Annotated in this window: 15 protein-coding genes; 12 read left to right on the forward strand and 3 right to left on the reverse strand. The window is 64.8% G+C overall.

Annotation, left to right across the window (positions count from 1 at the left end; genetic code table 11):
* The first annotated feature begins 86 nt into the window (after positions 1–86).
* Positions 87–629, forward strand: coding sequence for an ATP phosphoribosyltransferase regulatory subunit (locus JFU57_RS19250; RefSeq protein WP_201132151.1), 543 nt, complete (start codon positions 87–89; stop codon positions 627–629).
* A gap of 624 nt (positions 630–1,253) precedes the next feature.
* On the opposite strand, the gene JFU57_RS19255 is transcribed toward JFU57_RS19250, so the two are convergent.
* Entirely contained in the window at positions 1,254–2,048 is a 795-nt protein-coding gene (locus tag JFU57_RS19255) for a DUF4349 domain-containing protein (RefSeq protein WP_201130443.1), read from the reverse strand.
* A 179-nt stretch (positions 2,049–2,227) separates the two neighbouring features.
* On the opposite strand from JFU57_RS19255, the gene JFU57_RS19260 reads away from it, so the two are divergent.
* The gene (locus tag JFU57_RS19260) at positions 2,228–2,638 is read left to right on the forward strand and encodes a PaaI family thioesterase (protein ID WP_201130444.1); all 411 of its coding nucleotides are present in this window, start codon (positions 2,228–2,230) and stop codon (positions 2,636–2,638) included.
* Positions 2,639–2,665: 27 nt separating this feature from the next.
* Here the strand turns inward: JFU57_RS19260 and rtcR are convergent, their stop codons facing one another.
* A complete protein-coding gene (rtcR, locus tag JFU57_RS19265; protein WP_201130445.1) occupies positions 2,666–4,273 on the reverse strand; it encodes an RNA repair transcriptional activator RtcR in 1,608 nt (535 codons plus the stop codon).
* Positions 4,274–4,477: 204 nt separating this feature from the next.
* Here rtcR and JFU57_RS19270 point away from each other — a divergent pair, with 204 nt between their 5' ends.
* The 8 genes from JFU57_RS19270 (at position 4,478) to JFU57_RS19305 (ending at position 13,470) form a co-directional block, all read left to right on the forward strand.
* A complete protein-coding gene (locus tag JFU57_RS19270) occupies positions 4,478–6,028 on the forward strand; it encodes a TROVE domain-containing protein (protein ID WP_078472723.1) in 1,551 nt (516 codons plus the stop codon).
* A gap of 731 nt (positions 6,029–6,759) precedes the next feature.
* Positions 6,760–7,986, forward strand: a complete 1,227-nt coding sequence (locus JFU57_RS19275; protein WP_201130446.1) for an RtcB family protein — start codon at positions 6,760–6,762, stop codon at positions 7,984–7,986.
* 4 nt (positions 7,987–7,990) lie between these two features.
* Positions 7,991–9,340 (forward strand): PBS lyase, encoded by a 1,350-nt coding sequence (locus tag JFU57_RS19280; protein WP_078472721.1) that lies wholly within the window; start codon positions 7,991–7,993, stop codon positions 9,338–9,340.
* Between the two features lie 13 nt (positions 9,341–9,353).
* A complete protein-coding gene (locus JFU57_RS19285; RefSeq protein WP_201130447.1) occupies positions 9,354–9,995 on the forward strand; it encodes a hypothetical protein in 642 nt (213 codons plus the stop codon).
* A gap of 12 nt (positions 9,996–10,007) precedes the next feature.
* A complete protein-coding gene (locus tag JFU57_RS19290) occupies positions 10,008–10,796 on the forward strand; it encodes a nucleotidyltransferase domain-containing protein (RefSeq protein WP_201130448.1) in 789 nt (262 codons plus the stop codon).
* Between the two features lie 9 nt (positions 10,797–10,805).
* Positions 10,806–11,834, forward strand: coding sequence for an RNA 3'-terminal phosphate cyclase (gene rtcA, locus JFU57_RS19295; RefSeq protein WP_201130449.1), 1,029 nt, complete (start codon positions 10,806–10,808; stop codon positions 11,832–11,834).
* Between the two features lie 115 nt (positions 11,835–11,949).
* Positions 11,950–13,101: a M50 family metallopeptidase gene (locus JFU57_RS19300; RefSeq protein WP_201130450.1), complete on the forward strand. Its 1,152-nt coding sequence runs from the start codon at positions 11,950–11,952 to the stop codon at positions 13,099–13,101.
* A gap of 51 nt (positions 13,102–13,152) precedes the next feature.
* Complete coding sequence (locus JFU57_RS19305; RefSeq protein ID WP_078472715.1) at positions 13,153–13,470, forward strand: DUF3144 domain-containing protein; 318 nt, start codon at positions 13,153–13,155, stop codon at positions 13,468–13,470.
* A 10-nt stretch (positions 13,471–13,480) separates the two neighbouring features.
* On the opposite strand, the gene qhpR is transcribed toward JFU57_RS19305, so the two are convergent.
* Entirely contained in the window at positions 13,481–14,536 is a 1,056-nt protein-coding gene (gene qhpR, locus JFU57_RS19310; protein ID WP_201130451.1) for an AraC-like transcriptional regulator QhpR, read from the reverse strand.
* A 436-nt stretch (positions 14,537–14,972) separates the two neighbouring features.
* Between qhpR and eat the strand changes: the two genes are divergently transcribed.
* Together eat and JFU57_RS19320 are read left to right on the forward strand one after the other, a co-directional pair.
* On the forward strand, positions 14,973–16,328 hold the full coding sequence (gene eat, locus JFU57_RS19315; RefSeq protein WP_078472713.1) for an ethanolamine permease: 1,356 nt from the start codon (positions 14,973–14,975) through the stop codon (positions 16,326–16,328).
* Positions 16,329–16,343: 15 nt separating this feature from the next.
* On the forward strand, positions 16,344–17,735 hold the full coding sequence (locus JFU57_RS19320) for an ethanolamine ammonia-lyase subunit EutB (RefSeq protein ID WP_201130452.1): 1,392 nt from the start codon (positions 16,344–16,346) through the stop codon (positions 17,733–17,735).
* The last annotated feature ends 2 nt before the right edge of the window (positions 17,736–17,737 follow it).

Raw genomic sequence — 17,737 nt, forward strand, 5'->3', positions numbered from 1 at the left:
GACGATGCTCCGTGGAACCCGAATGATCACCGGCCAACAAGCCGCCGCCCTGCGCACCCTGGAAGGACGCTTCCGGAGCTGGCTTCATCGAAGCGGGTGCTGAAGAAGTCATAGTTCCGGCGCTCTGGGGCCAGGACACCTTTATCGAGAAAGCCGGTGGCAGCGAAGTGATCGGCCAGATGTGGGCCTTCAACGACAAGGCCGGGCGGCCGTGCTGCCTGATTCCGGAAGCCACGGCGCTGTTCCAGGAAACCGCTGGTACCTTGCTGGCGGGGCGTGAAGAGGCGGCGTTTTTCTATGTGGCGCGTTGTTATCGCTATGAGCGGCCGCAGGCGGGTCGTTATCGCGAGTTCACCCAGTTGGGGCTGGAGATTCTGGGGCCGGATCCGCAGCGTGCGTTGCAGCGCAGCCGGGAGTTGTGTGTGGGGTTTCTTGATGGGTTGGGTCTGGAGTATCAGCTTGAGTTGGGGGTCAAGCGGGGGTTGACCTATTACCTGGGTGGGGAGGGGTTTGAGGTGCGATGTCCGCGGTTGGGGGCGCAGCAGCAGGTGGTGGGGGCGGGGGCTTATCGGGAGGGGGCAGGGTTTGGGATTGGGTTGGAGCGGTTGGCTTTGGCGTTGCAGGGGTGAGCTTTTTGGCTGGTGGTGCAGGGGGATTTGGTGCGGGAGCTGATTCGTTGCTCTGGCAAGGGCGTTTTTTGAGGTTAGGGAGCTGGCTGTGGTGAGGGCGCTGGCTGTGGTGAAGGAGCTTGCTGTGGCGAGGGAGCTTGCTCCCGCTGGGTCGCGCAGCGGCCCCAAGACCTGGCACCTCGGGTTTATGGGGGGCATATCCATTGCTGCGGTCACGGCTACTTATGGTTCCGCTCTTACAGCGGCTCACTTTTGAACAGCCGGAATGCCGGCCCAGTCAAAAGTAAGCAAAACGCTCTTGCCCCACCACTCGGTGCCTCGCTTCGGCTCGGCATGCCCTCACTCCGGCATTGATCCGTGGGCCGCCGCGATGGGCCATCCATGGCCCAGCGCGGCTAACCCGGCGTCCTGCCGGGTTGCCCACGGCTCACTGCCTGCGTTCGGCCATCGTGGTTTAACGGGGCGCTTCAGATCAACATCAAGAGCAAGGCGGCGGCCTTCCGGCCGGCCTGGATTGATAACTGCGCGTCCCGTCCTTTTACTGACCAGCGCAGCCTCGTGCCTCGGCAGCGGCTACAGGCGAAATCCGCTCTGTAGCCGCTGCCACAGGCTCGAACTTCACTCTCAGCTACGTCGACGCACAAACTTGCGCCACAGCCAGACCCAGATCAGCGCCAGGGGGAAGGCCAGGATTACGAAGGGCAGTGCGTGGCTGATTTTTTCCACTGCGCTGGCGGTGCCGTCTGCCAGGTTGCCGAGGATGTTGCTGAAGGCCTGGCGCAGGTTGGACATGCCTTCGCTGCTGTCGGTGGGTTCGAAGTTCAGGGTCAGGCGGTTGGTGTCCAGGCGTCGTTGCTGTCCGGCGGCGGCCTGGGCCAGGGCTTGCAGGTCGTTTTCGATGGCGGCCTGTTCCTTGCTCAGGGCAATCAGGTCGCTGACGGTGATATCGCGGCGCGCGGCCAGTTCGTCGAGGCGTTTTTGTTGTGCCTTGAGGCGTTCCTGCTGGCGTTGGACGTCGGCGACGGCGTCGGCCAGGTCTTCGGCGGTGGTCACTCGTTCGGCCAGTTGCGCGCCCTGGGAGGCGAGCTTGACGAGGGGCTCCACACCGTCGGGGACGATGCGCACAATCACTTGGGAGCGGTACTTGCCGTTTTCGATGCGCAGCACGTTGCAGGCGCCGAACTGGGCGTTTTCGCAGGCTTCACGGGTGGCGGTGAGGCGGGCGGACACCAGGTCGGCGGGCAGCGACAGGGTCAGTTGGTGTTCGTAGGCGAGCAGGGCGCCAGCCTTGCCTCGGGCGCCGGCGAGTTCGGCTGACGAGGAGTCGCCACCGCCGGAGCAGGCGCTCAGGGTCAGGCTGCTCAGCAGGACGAGGGTGAGGCGGCGCAGGGTGGTGGATTTGCCATCCGGGTGGTGCATGGTCGTTCCTTGAGATCGTGGGTCGTGGCGTTTTTTCTGGCGCGCATCTTACCGCTGATCGATAGGTTGGGAAGGGCTTTCGTCTGGCTTATCGGGTTTGATTTGCCGTCCTGATACAGCTGGGCAGCGGAGCCTGGGTGCACTACATATCAGGCACCTCTTTTTAAAGGATTCAGCCCATGGACGCCCCGGACATTCCCCTCGGTTACAGCCCGCTGTCGCGCAGCAGCCCGTTACTGGAGCTGATCGGCCCGGTCTATAGCCGAGGCAGTGGCCTGCAACTGGAGATCGGCCTGCGCGCCGATCAACGCCACGCCAATGGTCGCGGCACGGTGCACGGCGGCATCATCGCCACCCTGGCGGACATCGGCATGGGCTACGCCATGGCGTTCTCCAGCGATCCGCCGTTGCCGCTGATCACCGCCAGCATGACCCTCGACTACCTTGGCGCGGTGCGGGTCGGGGAGTGGATCGACGTTCGCCTGGAACACTCCAAACGCGGTCGGCAAATGGCGTTCGCCACCGTCAGCCTGCACGTCGGCGATCGCCCCGTCGCCCGCGCCAACGCCGTGTTCGCCGTACCTCTGTAGCGGCTGCCGATAGGCTCGGCTACGGGTTCAGGGCTGGGTTTCGCTGATTTTTTTCCAGTCGATGTCGAAGCGGGCCAGGTATTTGCGCAGGCGGTCGGCGTCGTTGGGGGTGGCTTTGGCTTGGCGGGAGACGCCGAACAGCTGGCGGCCGGCGGCAGAGAGGCTGCCGGCCTGGCGGCAGACGCCGATCACGGCCTTGAGTTGCAGGCGGTCGAACAGGTCCAGTTGCAGCTCGCCCGCCAGCAGCGGCGCCAGGTCGTCGTGTTCCTGGGTCAAGCCCCAGGCATAGCGCAGGCGCTGGATTTCCTCCGCGACCTGGGCTTCGTCGATGCGGCCGCTGTCGGCCAGGGTTGCCATGCGCGTGATCGACGCCGACAGCTCGCGAAAGTTGCCCAGCCAGGCCGCCTCCCCGGAGCTGGCAAAGGCCAGGTAGCGGCGCCGCGCTTCCAGGTTGAAGCGCACCAGGCGCCCTTGTTCGCGGGCATGGCGCTCCAGCTCGAAATCGATGTTCGGCTCGATGTCTTCACGGCGTCCGGCCAGCCCTGGCAGGTCGAAGGTCCAGAGGTTGATCCGCGCATACAGGTCTTCGCGAAACAGGCCCTCGGCCACCCGCCCGCGCAAGTCGCGGTGGGTGCCGGCGATCACCAGGAAGTCACTCGCCACCTCCTGGTCCGCGCCCATGGGGAAGAAGCGTTTTTCCTCGATGGCCTTGAGCAGCATCGCCTGCTCGTCGGCCCCCAGTTCGCCGATTTCATCCAGGAACAGCATGCCGCCATCCGCCGCCCGCAACAGGCCGTCGCGGGCGTTCTGCGCCCCGGTAAAGGCGCCCTTGATATGCCCGAACAAGGTCGACATGGCGCCGTCGCCGCGCAGGGTGGCGCAGTTGACCTCGACAAAGCGCCCCTCGACCTGATGCCGGCTGCGCTTGAGTTCGTAGATGCGGCGCGCCAGGAACGACTTGCCGGCGCCGGTCGGGCCAATCAACAGCATCGGCGCCTTGGAGCGCACCGCGACCCGTTCGATCTGCTCGATGGAGCGGTTGAACGCGCTGTTGCGCGTGGCGATCCCGGCCTTGAGAAACGCCAGGCCCTCCAGGCGCTTGTGGGCAAAACGCGAGGCGATGCGGTCGTAGCGCGACAGGTCCAGATCTATCAGCGCGTAGGTGCCGGTGGCCTGCTCGTCGAGGTTGCGCCGGCGGGACGGGGAGGTCTGGATCAGCCGCGCCGGCAGGTAGCGGGCCTCGGTCAGCAGGAACCAGCAGATCTGCGCCACGTGGGTCCCGGTGGTGATGTGCACCAGGTAGTCCTCGTGCTCGGTGTCGAACGGGTAGTCGGTGGTGAAGTCGTGCAGCGCGCCGTAGACCTCTTCGAAGTCCCAGGGGTTGCGCAGCTCCATGGGGTGCAGGCGCACCTCGGTCAGCGGCGAGACCTGGCGGATATCCTCGCGCACCCGTTCGGCCAGGCCGAGGTCGCGGGCTTCGGTGCCGTGGATCAGGTCCAGGCGATCCAGCAGCAGGTCTTCCTGCTGGCACAGGCCGACGCTGGGCCGCCAATGGCTCCAGCGATTGGCGCCCTTGCCGACGCGGTCGAGGTTGGAACCGATAAAGCCAATGGCGACCGTGCGCTTGGCGGGCATGTTTATATCCTTGGATAAAAGGCGATATGAAAGGATAAATAAATCCAGGGTATTACGCTTGCCTAAAACACTGTTTAAATTCTTTTGTAAAAATAAAGCTATATAAATCAATAAGTTAAAAATAATTTCAGCCAAAAAAACAAACCTGGCACGTGCTCTGCAATATCTCTAGCAACGAACGAGACAACAGAGCGAGACGCCAAGATGGCCAACTTCAAGCTGTTCAACAGCCAACCGGCAACCCTGCCAGCCTGCGACACCTTGAACGCGGCCCAGGCCCCGGCCTACGCCTACAGTGCCAAGCACAAGCTGGCACAACTGGCAGTGACCGGTTGCCTGAACCAGACCTTTTACGCCTCGGCCGAAAGCCAACTGGCCGACGTGCTGCAACTGGTGGCCGAACTCGACAGCCGCTATGTGGCCAAGGCCGCGCTGTATGCCCGGCGCAAAGGGCACATGAAGGACATGCCGGCGCTGATGCTCTCGGCCCTGACCGCACAACGTTCGGCCCTGGTGCCGGAGTTGTTCGAGCAGGTGGTGGACAACGGCAAGATGCTGCGCAACTTCGTGCAGATCCTGCGCAGCGGGGCCACCGGGCGCAAATCCCTGGGCTCGCAGCCCAAGCGGCTGGTGCAGAACTGGTTGAACAGCGCCAGCGAATACCAGCTGTTGCAAGCCTCGGTGGGCAACCAGCCGTCGCTGGCGGATGTGGTGAAGATGGTTCACCCCAAACCCAAGGAAGCCTGGCGTGCAGCGTTTTTCGCCTGGCTGATCGGCAAGCCGGTGGATATTGCGGCGCTGCCGGAGCTGACCCGTTCGCTGCTGATGTTTCGCAGCGGGGCCAGCACACAGATACCGCAGGTGCCGTTTCAGTTGCTGAGCAACCAGACCCTGAGCCCGGAACAATGGGTGGCCCAGGCGCGGAACATGGGCTGGCAGGCGCTGCGCATGAACCTCAACACCCTGGCGCGCAACGGTGCGTTCCAGGTGGCCGGTTGCGCCGAGTATGTGGCGGCGCGCCTGGCGGATGCCGAGGCGGTGGCCAAGGCCCGGGTCTATCCGTACCAGTTGCTGGCGGCCTACCGCATGGCCGGTGACGATGTGCCGCTGGTGGTGCGCGAGGCGTTGCAGGATGCCCTCGAGCTGTCGCTGGCCAACGTGCCGGCGCTGCAAGGTGCAGTGGTGGTGTGCCCGGATGTCTCGGGTTCGATGCACAGCCCGGTCACCGGTTATCGTCCGGGAGCCAGCACGGCGGTGCGTTGCATCGATGTCGCGGCGCTGGTGGCGGCAGCGGTGCTGCGCAAGCAACCGACGGCGCGGGTGATGCCGTTTGAAGTGCAGGTGGTGGATATCTCGCTCAACCCTCGCGACAGCGTGATGAGCAATGCACAGAAACTGGCGGCCATCGGCGGTGGCGGGACCAACTGCTCGGCGCCCCTGGCCAGGCTGGCCGATACCAAGGCCAAGGTCGATACCCTGATCCTGGTCTCGGACAACGAGTCATGGATTGACGCCCGGCGCCGTGGTGCCAGCGCGACGATGCAGCAATGGGCGCGGATCAAGAAGATCAACCCGCAAGCGCGGCTGGTGTGCATCGATATGCAACCCGGCGCCACCACCCAGGCAGCGGACCGCGAGGATATCCTCAACGTCGGCGGCTTCAGTGATGCGGTGTTCGATGTGATCGCCCAGTTCACCGCCGGCCACTACGGTGCGCGGCACTGGGTCGAAGCGATCGAAGCGATGCAGCTCTGATCGTGGCAACAACAGTCGTCCGCCGCTGACCCGGCGGGCGCAACAGAAATTGATTTTCGGCGTGTGTGAATGCCGGCGGGACTACATTGACGGCGTCTCGCCAAACCCTTGTCACACGCACTGAAGGCACGAATGCCCGTGGCTGTACATCATGGATACGCCGGTTCGATTCCGGCTACTCAGTCACACCTTTTGTCGTGCCACCTATTTGCGGTTTTATGCGACGAATGCTTGTGGAACTACATCCCAGGTTCGTGATGCGGGTTCGACTCCCGCCGGTGGTTGAAAGACCGCCGTAGTTCAAGGGGCAGAACACCAACCACTGTTTCCACACACCCTTGTCGTCGCACCTTTTGACCCGCCTCGGCGGGAGGCAGCGAATGCCACAGGTACTCCATTGTGTCGCGGGTTCGAGCCCCGCCCCGGCAACGGGTAGCTCAGTCGGTAGAGCAAATGTGCCTGTCCCCTTGTCGCTGCCAGCAGGCCCAGGCTTGCAGGTTTTATCGATTGACCCGGCGAATGCCGGTGGAACTACAGAACAGCGTGGTAACGGGTTCGACTCCCGTGCGCCTCACGGCGCTAGCTCAACGGTAGAGCGTGCTGCAATGTTTCACCTGACCCTTGTCGCCGTTTATGCGGGCTTCGGCTTGCAGTGGTTTGCCTGACTGAATGAACGAAGCGTCTGAAAAATTTGTGCCGGATCGCCGGCCCACGGAAAAAGAGTCGAGAACATGGAACACAAAACCTATCAATTGCTGGAAGTGGCCAACGGTAAGCCGATCAAGATGTGGACCCAGGGCGTGCCTGTGGAAAGCGAAGCCAAGCAGCAATTGATGAACACCGCGCAGATGCCGTTCATCTTCAAGCACCTGGCGGTGATGCCCGATGTGCACCTGGGTAAGGGGTCGACCATTGGTAGCGTGATCCCGACCCAGGGCGCGATCATCCCGGCGGCGGTCGGGGTCGATATCGGTTGCGGAATGATTGCCGCGCGCACCTCGCTGACCGCCGCCGACCTGCCGGATAACCTGCTGGGTCTGCGTAGCGCCATCGAGCAGGCCGTGCCCCATGGCCGGACCTCGCCCCGCAGCGGCCGCGATAAAGGCGCCTGGGGGGAGATTCCGCAGCAGGCCGACCAGGCCTGGGCGGCGCTGGATCCTCGGTTCAAGGCCATCACCGACAAGTACCCGGCGCTGGCCAACAGCAACAACCGCAAGCACCTGGGAACCCTGGGGGGCGGTAACCACTTCATCGAGGTGTGCCTGGATGAGGCGAACCGGGTCTGGTTTATGCTGCACAGCGGTTCCCGTGGGGTAGGGAATGCCATCGGTAACCTGTTTATCCACCTGGCCCAGGCCGATATGCGCCAACATATCGCCAACTTGCCGGACCGTGACCTGGCGTACTTCGAGGAAGGCAGCCAGCACTTCGACGACTATGTCGAGGCCGTGGGTTGGGCTCAGGATTTCGCCCGGCAAAACCGCGAGCTGATGATGCTGGCGGTGATCAAGGCGACGCGCCAGGTGATCAGCAAACCGTTCGAAGTGGCGCTGGAAGCGGTCAACTGCCACCACAACTACGTGCAGAAAGAGCGGCACTTTGGTGAAGAGGTGCTGGTCACCCGCAAGGGCGCGGTGTCGGCGAAGAAGGGCGAACTGGGGATCATTCCAGGGTCCATGGGGGCCAAGAGTTTCATTGTGCGTGGCCTGGGTAACGAGGAAGCCTTTTGCTCGTGCAGCCACGGTGCCGGTCGCACCATGAGCCGGACCCGGGCCAAGAACACCTTCACCCTCGAGGACCAGATCCGCGCCACGGCCCATGTGGAGTGCCGCAAGGACGCCGATGTAATTGATGAAATACCGATGGCCTACAAGGACATCGATCAAGTCATGCACGCCCAGCGCGAGCTGGTGGAAGTGCTGCACACCTTGCGTCAGGTGGTGTGCGTCAAGGGATAAGAACATGGATTGCATCACCCAACTCAAGCAGCTGCGCAGCCAGTCATGGCAGCAGCGGCCTTATGAAGCCGATCAGCTCGACGAACTGATCGCCGCGCTGCAAGGCCCGGACGATCACCAGGGCTGGAGTGCCCTGAGTCAGTTCCGTTGGGGGTATGTGCGCGAAGTGGCGGTCCGGGCACTGGGCCAGCGGCCCTCGGCCCAGGCACTGGCGGCGTTGCTGCTGCGCCTCAATGACTGGGTGCCGCAGGTTCGGCAACTGGCCGCCGCGGCGGTCGAGCCCTACCTGCGCCGGGAGTACGTCGGCCTGCTGTTGCAGGCGCTGGGGCCGTTGATCGCCCTGGGCGACAAGCAGCGGGTGGATCACCTGGCGACACTGACGGCGGCGCGTGCGGTGCTTCAGGCGCCCGAGGTGCGGGCCGAGGTCGAAGCGGCGTTCGTCAGCCTGCAAGGCAAGCCGGCGCGCTTTTTGTTCGGCTTGCTGCACGAGGCCACGGCGCAACCTGAGGTGCTGATCCGTCGGGCCCTGGTCCACCGCGACATGATGGTGCGGCAATTGGCGGTGGAAGCCTGCGCGGCATTGCCCCTGGAGCAGGCCGTGCCGTTGCTGGAGTTCGCCCTGCACACCCGGGGCGCCAGTGTCCGGGTCAAGGCCCTGCGCCGGTTGCTCGGTTTGGTGCAGGCGCCACAGGCGTACCTGCAACGAGCCCTGCTGGATGATTCGGCAGCCATGCGGTGCCTGGCCCGTTGGGCGGCGCCGCAATGGCAGGTGGAGGCGCGCCAGGTATTGCTGGCACGGCTGGCCCTGCCGGCGCCGGCTTCGCGCCGTGAATGGCTGGGGCTGGCGGGCCTGGCCCGGGAGCTGAATGAGCCGGCGGCCGAGCCGCTGCTGTGCCTGGCCCTGCAATCGCCCTTGGCGTCGGTGCGTCTGCAAGCACTGGAGGCCCTGGGCGAGCGCGGCCTGGAGCAGCAGCTGGCAGCCTTGGACGATGAGTCGGACAAGGTCTTCACGCGGGCGGTGGAGCTGTTGCGCGAACAACCCTGGCGGGACCTCGACGAGCCGCTGCGCCAGCGCCTGGATGCGGGCTGGCAAGGGTTGCCGGCACAACGCCGGGCGGCCCTGATGACGCTGTGGCCCCGGGGTTATCAGTTGCAGTATCTGCTGCAGCGTCATGCCCGGGCCGGTGCGGATCAGGCCTATTGGTTGACCTGTGTCCAGGGCTGGTGCCGGGGCCGTGTCACCCTGGCCGACGCGCATACGCCCAAGGCGTTGCGCGAGGCGTTGCTGCAACAACTGCAGACAATGGAAGAGGCCGCTGAACTGAGCCCCGGCACGGTCAGCCGCCTGCGTTAGAAAAGGATTGAGCGTGATCAGACAGACAACCCTGCTGCAGGGCATCGAGCAGGCCCATTGCGCCTCGCTGCGAAATCGCATGGACGCGGCCGGTTGCGTCTTCGAGTTCGTGCTGCTGGCGCCCGAGGCCGAAACCCGGGTGGACGAGGCCCTGCATCGCCAGGCCTTGCAGCAGTTGCATGAGCACCTGATGCACGGCCAGTTGGAGTGGCACCGGGCCTTGATCCAGAACCCGGAATACGCTCATCGTCCGCCGCCCAGCATGACCTGGGAGCAGCATCGGGCCCAGGCCACGCCCCTGGCGGCGGAGCAGGTGCAGCGTTTGTTGCGGGTCGAGGAGGCGCCCCAGGAACCGCTGGAGCTCTACCACGGCTTTCGCCGGCCGCCCTATGGCACCCGGTTCAAGGGTGGGGAAGAGGAGGCTCGGGCACTGTTTCACGAGTGGTGCAACCTGCTGGGCCTGGAAGCCGCAGAGGGGGTGCAGGTGATCAATTGGGTCGACGGCTTTGTCCTCGACTGGCAGGACGGCGACGACAACCCGCCCTGGAGCGACTATTTCGCCAGCGGCCTGGAGTGGTGGGGGATCTGGTGCATGACGGTGTGGAACCCTCGGCGCCGTACCCTCAGTGCCCTGGTCGCCAGCGCGACTGATTAAAGGAAGAGCAACATGGATTTCGAACAGCGCCACCCCCTCGACGCCACGATGCGCGAGCGGGTGCTGCAAGAGCTGGAACGCATCGAGAGCGAGCGCAACGTCAAGGTGCTGTACGCCTGTGAATCGGGCAGCCGCGCCTGGGGTTTTGCCTCCACCGACAGCGACTATGACGTGCGTTTTGTGTACGTGGAAAAGCCCGAGTGGTTTATCCAGGTCGACACCCCGCGGGACGTGATCGAACGCCCCCTGGACGACGAACTGGACGTCAGCGGCTGGGAGCTGCGCAAGACCCTCGGGCTGTTGCGCAAGTCCAACCCGACCCTGCTCGAATGGCTTGACTCGCCCCTGGTGTACCGCAGCGAAAGCGTCGCCACCCTGCGCCTGCGGGAGTTGGCCGAAGCCTTCTACAGCCCGCCGGCGGCCCGCAGCCACTACCTGTCGATGGCCAGGAAGAATCTTCGCGGCTACCTGCAAGGCGACAGCGTGCGCCTGAAAAAGTACTTCTACGTGCTGCGGCCGTTGCTCGCCGTGCGCTGGATCGACCAGGGCCGTGGCCGGCCGCCGATGACCTTCGACGACCTGCTGGGCACCGTCGACGATCCGGCGCTGCTGGCGGAAGTGGCCGAGCTGCTGGTGCTCAAGCGCAACGCCGATGAGGCCACCTATGGCCCACGACGCCCGGTCCTGCATCGGTTTATCGAAACGGAATTGGCGCGTGCGGTGCCCAAGCTGCCCCGCACCCAAGAAGACAACAGCGTGCTGGATGCCTACCTGAGACAGATGGTTGGCCACTACGCCTGAGGAATGGTGATGAAACAGGATGTGATTGAAATAGACGGCGCCATCGGCGGCGGGCAGGTATTGCGCAGCGCCTTGAGCTTGTCGATGGTGACCGGCCGTGGGCTGCGGATTAAGAATATTCGCGCCAGGCGCAGCAAGCCGGGGCTGTTGCGTCAGCACCTGACCTCGGTGCTGGCGGCGGCCGAGGTGTGCCAGGCCCGGGTCGAAGGGGCCGAGCTGGGTTCGCAGCAGTTGACGTTCGAACCCGGGGCGATTCGCGGTGGCGACTACCGCTTCGCCATCGGCAGCGCCGGCAGCTGCACCCTGGTGTTGCAGACCTTGCTGCCGGCCTTGCTCCATGCGTCGCAACCCAGCCGGGTGACCATCAGCGGTGGCACCCACAACCCGATGGCGCCTCCCAGCGATACCCTGGAGCGGGCCTGGCTGCCGCTGCTGCGGCGCATGGGCGCGCAGGTCGAGCTGCAACTGCTGCGGCACGGTTTTGTGCCCGCGGGCGGTGGCGAACTGACCCTGTTCGTCCAGCCTTCGTCGTTGCAGCCTTTGCACCTGCCCCAGCGTGGAAAGCTGCTTGAGCAACGGGCCACGGCCTTGATTGCCGGCGTGCCGTGGCGCGTGGCCGAGCGCGAGCTGGATCGGGTCGCCAAGCGCCTGGGGTTCGCTGCCGAGCAGTTGCAGGTGAGCCAGATCGACCAGGAGCACGGCCCCGGCAACGTGCTGTTGCTGGAGTTCGCCTTTGAGCACCTGACTGAGGTCTTCAGTGCTTTTGGCCAGACCAGCGTACGCGCCGAGACCGTGGCGGACCGGGTCGTCGACCAGGCTCGCGAATGGCTGCACAGCGAAGCGGCCGTGGCCGAACACCTGGCCGACCAGTTGCTGCTGCCGATGGCCCTGGCCGGGGGTGGCAGCTTTACCACGCCGCGCATGAGCGATCATCTGCGCAGCAACCTGGCCGTGATCGAGCGCTTTTTGCCGGTGCGCATCGAATGCCGGCAGCAGGCCGAAAACCTGTTGCTGGTGGAGTGCCGGCCCAGCGCCTGATTGCACCGCCTGCGTCGCAGGCGGCCAGCGGCAATCGGCGCTTGAATCGCCAGGGCGGAAACTGGCAGGCTGCGCGCCTGGATGACCATCGGCTTCACACTCAAGGACGCGCGCGATGCAAGGCAGCAAGGGGCTCAAGGCCCTGAACAGAGTGCTCAATCTCCTGCAGCGCCTGATATCGATCAGTGGCTGGTTTATCGCCGCGCTGATCCTGGGCTTCGGCATAAAGTCCGGGCTGCAGCCGTTCCTGGCCATGGCCCTGGCCACTGTGCTGGGGATCATCGGTCTGGTGGTGCATGAGGGCGGGCATTACCTGGGGGCCCGGCTGGCGGGAATGCCGGTGTTGCTGGTGCGTATCGCGGCGCTGGAGATACAGGTGCAGCGGCGTGGCTGGCGGGTGCGCTGGTCGCCCCAGCTCAAGCGCAATCGCCTGGGCGGCTATGTCATTCCGGCGACCAATCCGCAGCGTCCCTGGCGCTCGCAGTGGATGCTGGTGGCCGTGATGGGGCCGCTATCGAATCTGGTGGTCGGGCTGCTGGCCCTGGGGTTGGGCTTGTACGCATCCTCGGTGGTTGGGGCGATGTGCCTCGCGTTCGCCGCCATCAACCTCAGCATGGGCCTGGCGAATCTGCTGCCGTCGTGGCACGTGATGCCCAGCGACGGCATGCTCCTGATCGCCTGGTATCGGCATCGCGATGACCAGAGTGCGGCATTGGCCCAGGCGCGCCTCACCGCCTTGACGGTGGCCGGGGTGCCCAGCGGGCAACTGCCGGTGGCCGATCTTCAGTTGCTGGACCAGGGCGCCATGCCCGAACCCTTGATGGCCTTCAGCTACCGGCTAAATGCCGCGCAGGATCGCGGCGACTGGCCAGGGGCGGCGCAGATGAGCCAGGAGCTGGACGGGTTGCTCAAGGCCCGGGCCGGGCAATTGCACGGCATGAGCGCCTTGATCGAGTTATTGCGCGCCGAGTTGGCCTTTTGCCAAGCCTACGAGCAGCAGGATGCGACACCCTTGAATGACAGCGGCCTGAGCGCCGATGCCGATTGGTACGCGCCCTGGCTGCGCCCACGTTGCCAGGCCTTGCGCGCGCTGCTTGAGGGGCGCCGGCAACAGGCCGAGGCCTATCTTGCGCAGGCGCAGCAGGCGGCGGATAACAGCCCGGTGCTGTCCCAGGGCCACAGTGAGCGGCTGCTGGCCGCCAGCCTGCGCCAGTTGTCAGCGGGCACCTGCGCAGCGTCCGAGAAAGCCCTCGGCCTCGGGCGCTAAACCTCTTTATACTGGCGCGCTTTTTTCCGCCCATTGATGAGGAACGCCCCTATGACTGACGAAGCGGCCAACCAGACGGCTAACGAAACGGATCAGGATTTCTACAACCGCGCGGACGCCATTATCGAACTGGCCAACACCCAGATCGCCGACAGCAGCCGTGGCAAGACCAGCGCTTCACTGATGTACGCCAACTCGCGTTTCAGTGCCTGGGTCAGCGCCTGCGGGTGCCGCAATGCCGAGGAACTGGCGGCGGCCAAGCAGCAGGCGGTGGATTATTTCGTCGAGGAATTCCGCTTGATGATGGAAGAGAACCTGACCGACTACATCGAGAACTTCGACCGCTACATGACCCGCCAGGACCACTGACAGCCCCGTGTCAGGCGTGGGCCGCGCTGCGCCACTGCCTGGGGCTGAGGCCGAACCAGCGCTTGAACGCCCGTGAGAAGGCGCTGGTTTCCGAATAGCCGAGCAGGGAGGCGAGCTGGGTCACGCTGAGGTTCTGTTGTTGCAGGTGGTTCATCGCCGACTCCTGGCGGATCTGGTCCACCAGTTGGGTGAAGCTCAGGCCGCAGTCGCGCAGCTTGCGCTGCAAGGTCCACTCCGACAGCTCCAGGCGCCGGGCCAGTTCATCCAGTGACGGTTCCCCCAGGTGCAGGGTGGCGAGGATCGCCTGGCGCGCCTGATCCAGCAGGCTGACCTCGCGCCCGCCGTCGCCCAGCTGGCGAATTGCATCCTTGATCAGCATCAGCAGCATCGGGTCGCTGCCGGGCATGGCCTTGGCGTACAGCTCGTGCTTGGGAATCAGCACCGAGTTGCAGGCCTGGCCAAAGCGCACATCGCTGCGAAAGGCCTCGCGGTGCTCGTGCCAGTCCTGGGGCTTGGCATGTTCGAAGCACACCTCGCGCGGCGCCCAGTCCGCCCCCAGCACATGACGCACCAGGTTGGTGGCCATGCCCATGGTCAATTCGGCGTCCTGGCGCCGTTCGCTGATGGCGCCGTGGCGCACCTGATAGTCAAAGCGGTAACAGTCGCCCTGGTCCACCAGCTGGATCAGGGTGCTGTGCTGGTGAAAGGGGAAGGCGGCGGCGAAGTTGACCAGGGCCTCTTCCAGGGTCGCCGAGCACAGGCCGATATAGCCCAGCAGGCCCAGGGCCTGGGGCTGGAACTGCTGGCCATAGCGCAGGCCGAAGTTGTCGCACTCGGTTTGCCGGGCGGCTTCTTCCAGCACCCGGCAGTAGTTGGGCAACGGCAGGCTCAGGGTCGGGTGCAATAGTTGCTCGGGGTCGATCCCCGAGCGGCCGAAGACCCGGTCCAGGTCCCCGCCATGCTGCACGATAAAGCCGTCCAGGCCATTGGCAGCGGCCGACAAGACTCCACGATTGCTGGTGCCCGAGGCGTTCAACGGTGAGGGCGAAAGCAGGCTCTGGAACATGGAGATGAAGGACCGTCATGGTGTGTATGAAAATAATTCAAGCAATTGTCATACCTTGTTACGTCTGACGTTGCGCAACGGCAGTCCGGCCAGGGCAGGCGCTGCTTGAGCGCACGGGTTGCGGGCGGTTGCTGCGAGGCATAGGTGCTCGGGCTGGGCCGGTCCGGTGCACAGCGCTTTGCTACTTCGCGACTCAATAGCGCCCAGGCTCCCGGGGCCCGGTTGGGGTGATCGGTGGCAGCGCACAGGGGGCGTCGGTGACCTGATTTGAGGCGCTGCGCCAGATTTGTGCGCCGCCGTGCAGCATCAGGCAGCACGCCGCTGAAAACTTGACCGCAGACGACAAAAGCGGCGTTCCCGGGTCAAGCCTTGGCGCCGTCGCTGTGACTATTCTCGACTCCAGGCAAATACCGTCGCTTGGCTTCCGGGGTGCACGATCATGACCGTTACACAACTCAAACCTACATTGGGCACCCTGCATCTGTGGGGGCTGGCCGTCGGCCTGGTGATTTCCGGCGAGTACTTCGGCTGGAGTTACGGCTGGGGCACGGCGGGCACCTTGGGCTTTCTGGTCACCACACTGATGGTGGCGGTGATGTACACCTGCTTTATCTTCAGCTTCACCGAACTGACCACCGCCATTCCCAACGCCGGCGGCCCGTTCGCCTACAGCCTGCGAGCATTCGGCGTCACCGGCGGGATGATTGCCGGCCTGGCAACACTCATCGAATTCGTCTTTGCGCCACCGGCCATCGCCATGGCCATCGGCGCCTACCTGAATGTGCAATACCCGACCCTGGACCCGAAGGTGGCGGCGATCGGCGCCTACTTCGTGTTCATGACCCTGAACATTCTCGGGGTGAGCATCGCCGCGACCTTCGAACTGGTGGTCACGGTGCTGGCCGTGGCCGAGTTGCTGGTATTCATGGGCGTGGTTGCACCGGGTTTCAGCTTCAGTAACTTCGTGCTCGGCGGCTGGTCCGGCTCCGATACCTTCGGCCTGCCGGCGATCAGCGGCATGTTCGCGGCGATCCCCTTTGCCATCTGGTTCTTTCTCGCCATTGAAGGCGCGGCCATGGCCGCCGAAGAAGCCAAGGACCCCAAACGCACGATTCCCCGGGCCTATGTGGCGGGCATCCTGACCCTGGTGGTTCTGGCCATTGGCGTGATGATCTTTGCCGGCGGCGTCGGCGACTGGCGGACCCTGGCCAACATCAACGACCCGCTGCCCCAGGCCATGAAAGCGGTGGTCGGCAACAATTCGAACTGGATGCACATGCTGGTGTGGATCGGCCTGTTCGGCCTGGTGGCGAGTTTCCACGGGATCATCCTCGGCTACTCGCGGCAGTTCTTTGCCCTGGCCCGGGCCGGTTTCCTGCCGGCGAGCCTGGCCAAGCTCTCGCGTTTCCAGACCCCGCACCGGGCGATCATCGCCGGCGGCGTGGTGGGCATCGCGGCGATCCTCAGCGATGGCTTGGTCAACCTGCAAGGCATGACCCTGACCGCTGCCATGATCACCATGTCGGTGTTCGGCGCGATCGTGATGTACATCGTCAGCATGCTCAGCCTGTTCAAGCTGCGTAAGAGCGAGCCCAACCTGGAGCGCACCTTCCGCGCCCCGGGCTACCCGGTGGTGCCGGCGATTGCCCTGGTGCTGGCGGTGGTCTGCCTGGTGGCGATGGTCTGGTTCAACCCGCTGATCTGCGCGATCTTCCTGTGCCTGATGGCACTGGGTGCGCTGTTCTGCAAAGTGGTGCGCGCTCGCGGTGCGGTCGCGCTGCCGGCGGCCTGATAACGGAGGTCCTGTATGAGCTTCGCCCACAGCATCGGTGGCATGACCTGGCGTTTTGAGCACCTGCGCGAGCTGATGGCCAAGGCCACGCCCGCGCGCTCCGGGGATTTTCTGGCCGGGGTCGCGGCCGCCAGCGACGCCGAACGGGCGGCGGCGCAGATGGCCCTGGCCGACGTGCCGCTCAAGCGCTTTCTCAATGAGGCGCTGATCCCCTACGAGAGCGATGAAGTGACCCGGCTGATCATGGACAGCCATGACCTGGCGGCCTTTGCCTCGGTCAGCCACCTGACCGTGGGCGGCTTTCGCGACTGGCTGCTGGGGGACGAGGCCACCGAGGCCAGCCTGCGGGCCCTGGCCCCGGGTCTGACTCCGGAAATGGCTGCCGCGGTGTCGAAGGTCATGCGTGTGCAGGACCTGGTGCTGGTGGCGCAGAAGATCCGTGTGGTCACGCGCTTTCGCAACACCGTGGGCCTGCGTGGGCGGATGTCGACCCGCCTGCAACCCAACCATCCCACCGACGATCCGGCGGGCATCGCCGCCAGCGTGCTCGACGGCCTGCTGTACGGCAACGGCGACGCCATGATCGGCATCAACCCGGCCACCGACAGCATCAGCGCCATCAGCGAATTGCTGAAGATGCTCGACGGGGTCATCCGCCATTACGAGATTCCCACCCAGTCCTGCGTGCTGACCCACGTCACCTCGTCGGTGGCGGCCATCGAGAAAGGCGTGCCCCTGGACCTGGTGTTCCAGTCCATCGCCGGCACCGAAGCGGCCAACAGCAGCTTCGGCATCAGCCTGGAAATCCTGCGTGAAGGCCACGAGGCCGGCTTGAGCCTGAATCGCGGGACCCTGGGCAACAACCTGATGTACTTCGAGACCGGGCAGGGCAGTGCACTGTCGGCCAACGCCCATCACGGCGTCGACCAGCAGACCTGCGAAACCCGGGCCTACGCCGTGGCCCGGCATTTCAACCCGTTCCTGGTCAACACCGTGGTCGGTTTTATCGGCCCCGAGTACCTGTACAACGGCAAGCAGATCCTGCGCGCGGGCCTGGAGGATCACTTCTGCGGCAAGCTGCTGGGCGTGCCCATGGGCTGCGACATCTGCTACACCAACCACGCCGAAGCCGACCAGGACGATATGGACACCCTGCTGACCCTGCTGGGGGTGGCCGGGATCAACTTCATCATGGGCATCCCCGGTTCCGACGACATCATGCTCAATTACCAGACCACGTCCTTCCACGACGCCCTGTACGCGCGCAAGACCCTGGGTCTGCGCACGGCCCCGGAGTTCGAGGCGTGGCTGGCGCGCATGGACATCCTGCGCCACGACGACAGCGGCCTGCATCTGGGCCAGGGCGTGCCGCCGCTGTTCCGTCAGGCCCTGGCGCGACTCACTTAAGG

Source organism: Pseudomonas sp. TH07 (assembly GCF_016651285.1).
Taxonomy (GTDB): domain Bacteria; phylum Pseudomonadota; class Gammaproteobacteria; order Pseudomonadales; family Pseudomonadaceae; genus Aquipseudomonas.

Excerpts from the sequence above, each read along its gene's own strand:
- JFU57_RS19320 (WP_201130452.1), top strand. The coding sequence starts at position 16,344 with ATGAGCTTCGCCCACAGCATCGGTGGCATGACCTGGCGTTTTGAGCAC.
- JFU57_RS19270 (WP_078472723.1), top strand. The coding sequence starts at position 4,478 with ATGGCCAACTTCAAGCTGTTCAACAGCCAACCGGCAACCCTGCCAGCC.
- JFU57_RS19255 (WP_201130443.1), bottom strand. The coding sequence starts at position 2,048 with ATGCACCACCCGGATGGCAAATCCACCACCCTGCGCCGCCTCACCCTC.
- qhpR (WP_201130451.1), bottom strand. The coding sequence starts at position 14,536 with ATGTTCCAGAGCCTGCTTTCGCCCTCACCGTTGAACGCCTCGGGCACC.
- JFU57_RS19300 (WP_201130450.1), top strand. The coding sequence starts at position 11,950 with ATGCAAGGCAGCAAGGGGCTCAAGGCCCTGAACAGAGTGCTCAATCTC.
- rtcR (WP_201130445.1), bottom strand. The coding sequence starts at position 4,273 with ATGCCCGCCAAGCGCACGGTCGCCATTGGCTTTATCGGTTCCAACCTC.
- JFU57_RS19290 (WP_201130448.1), top strand. The coding sequence starts at position 10,008 with ATGGATTTCGAACAGCGCCACCCCCTCGACGCCACGATGCGCGAGCGG.
- JFU57_RS19305 (WP_078472715.1), top strand. The coding sequence starts at position 13,153 with ATGACTGACGAAGCGGCCAACCAGACGGCTAACGAAACGGATCAGGAT.
- JFU57_RS19260 (WP_201130444.1), top strand. The coding sequence starts at position 2,228 with ATGGACGCCCCGGACATTCCCCTCGGTTACAGCCCGCTGTCGCGCAGC.
- JFU57_RS19280 (WP_078472721.1), top strand. The coding sequence starts at position 7,991 with ATGGATTGCATCACCCAACTCAAGCAGCTGCGCAGCCAGTCATGGCAG.
- JFU57_RS19275 (WP_201130446.1), top strand. The coding sequence starts at position 6,760 with ATGGAACACAAAACCTATCAATTGCTGGAAGTGGCCAACGGTAAGCCG.
- rtcA (WP_201130449.1), top strand. The coding sequence starts at position 10,806 with ATGAAACAGGATGTGATTGAAATAGACGGCGCCATCGGCGGCGGGCAG.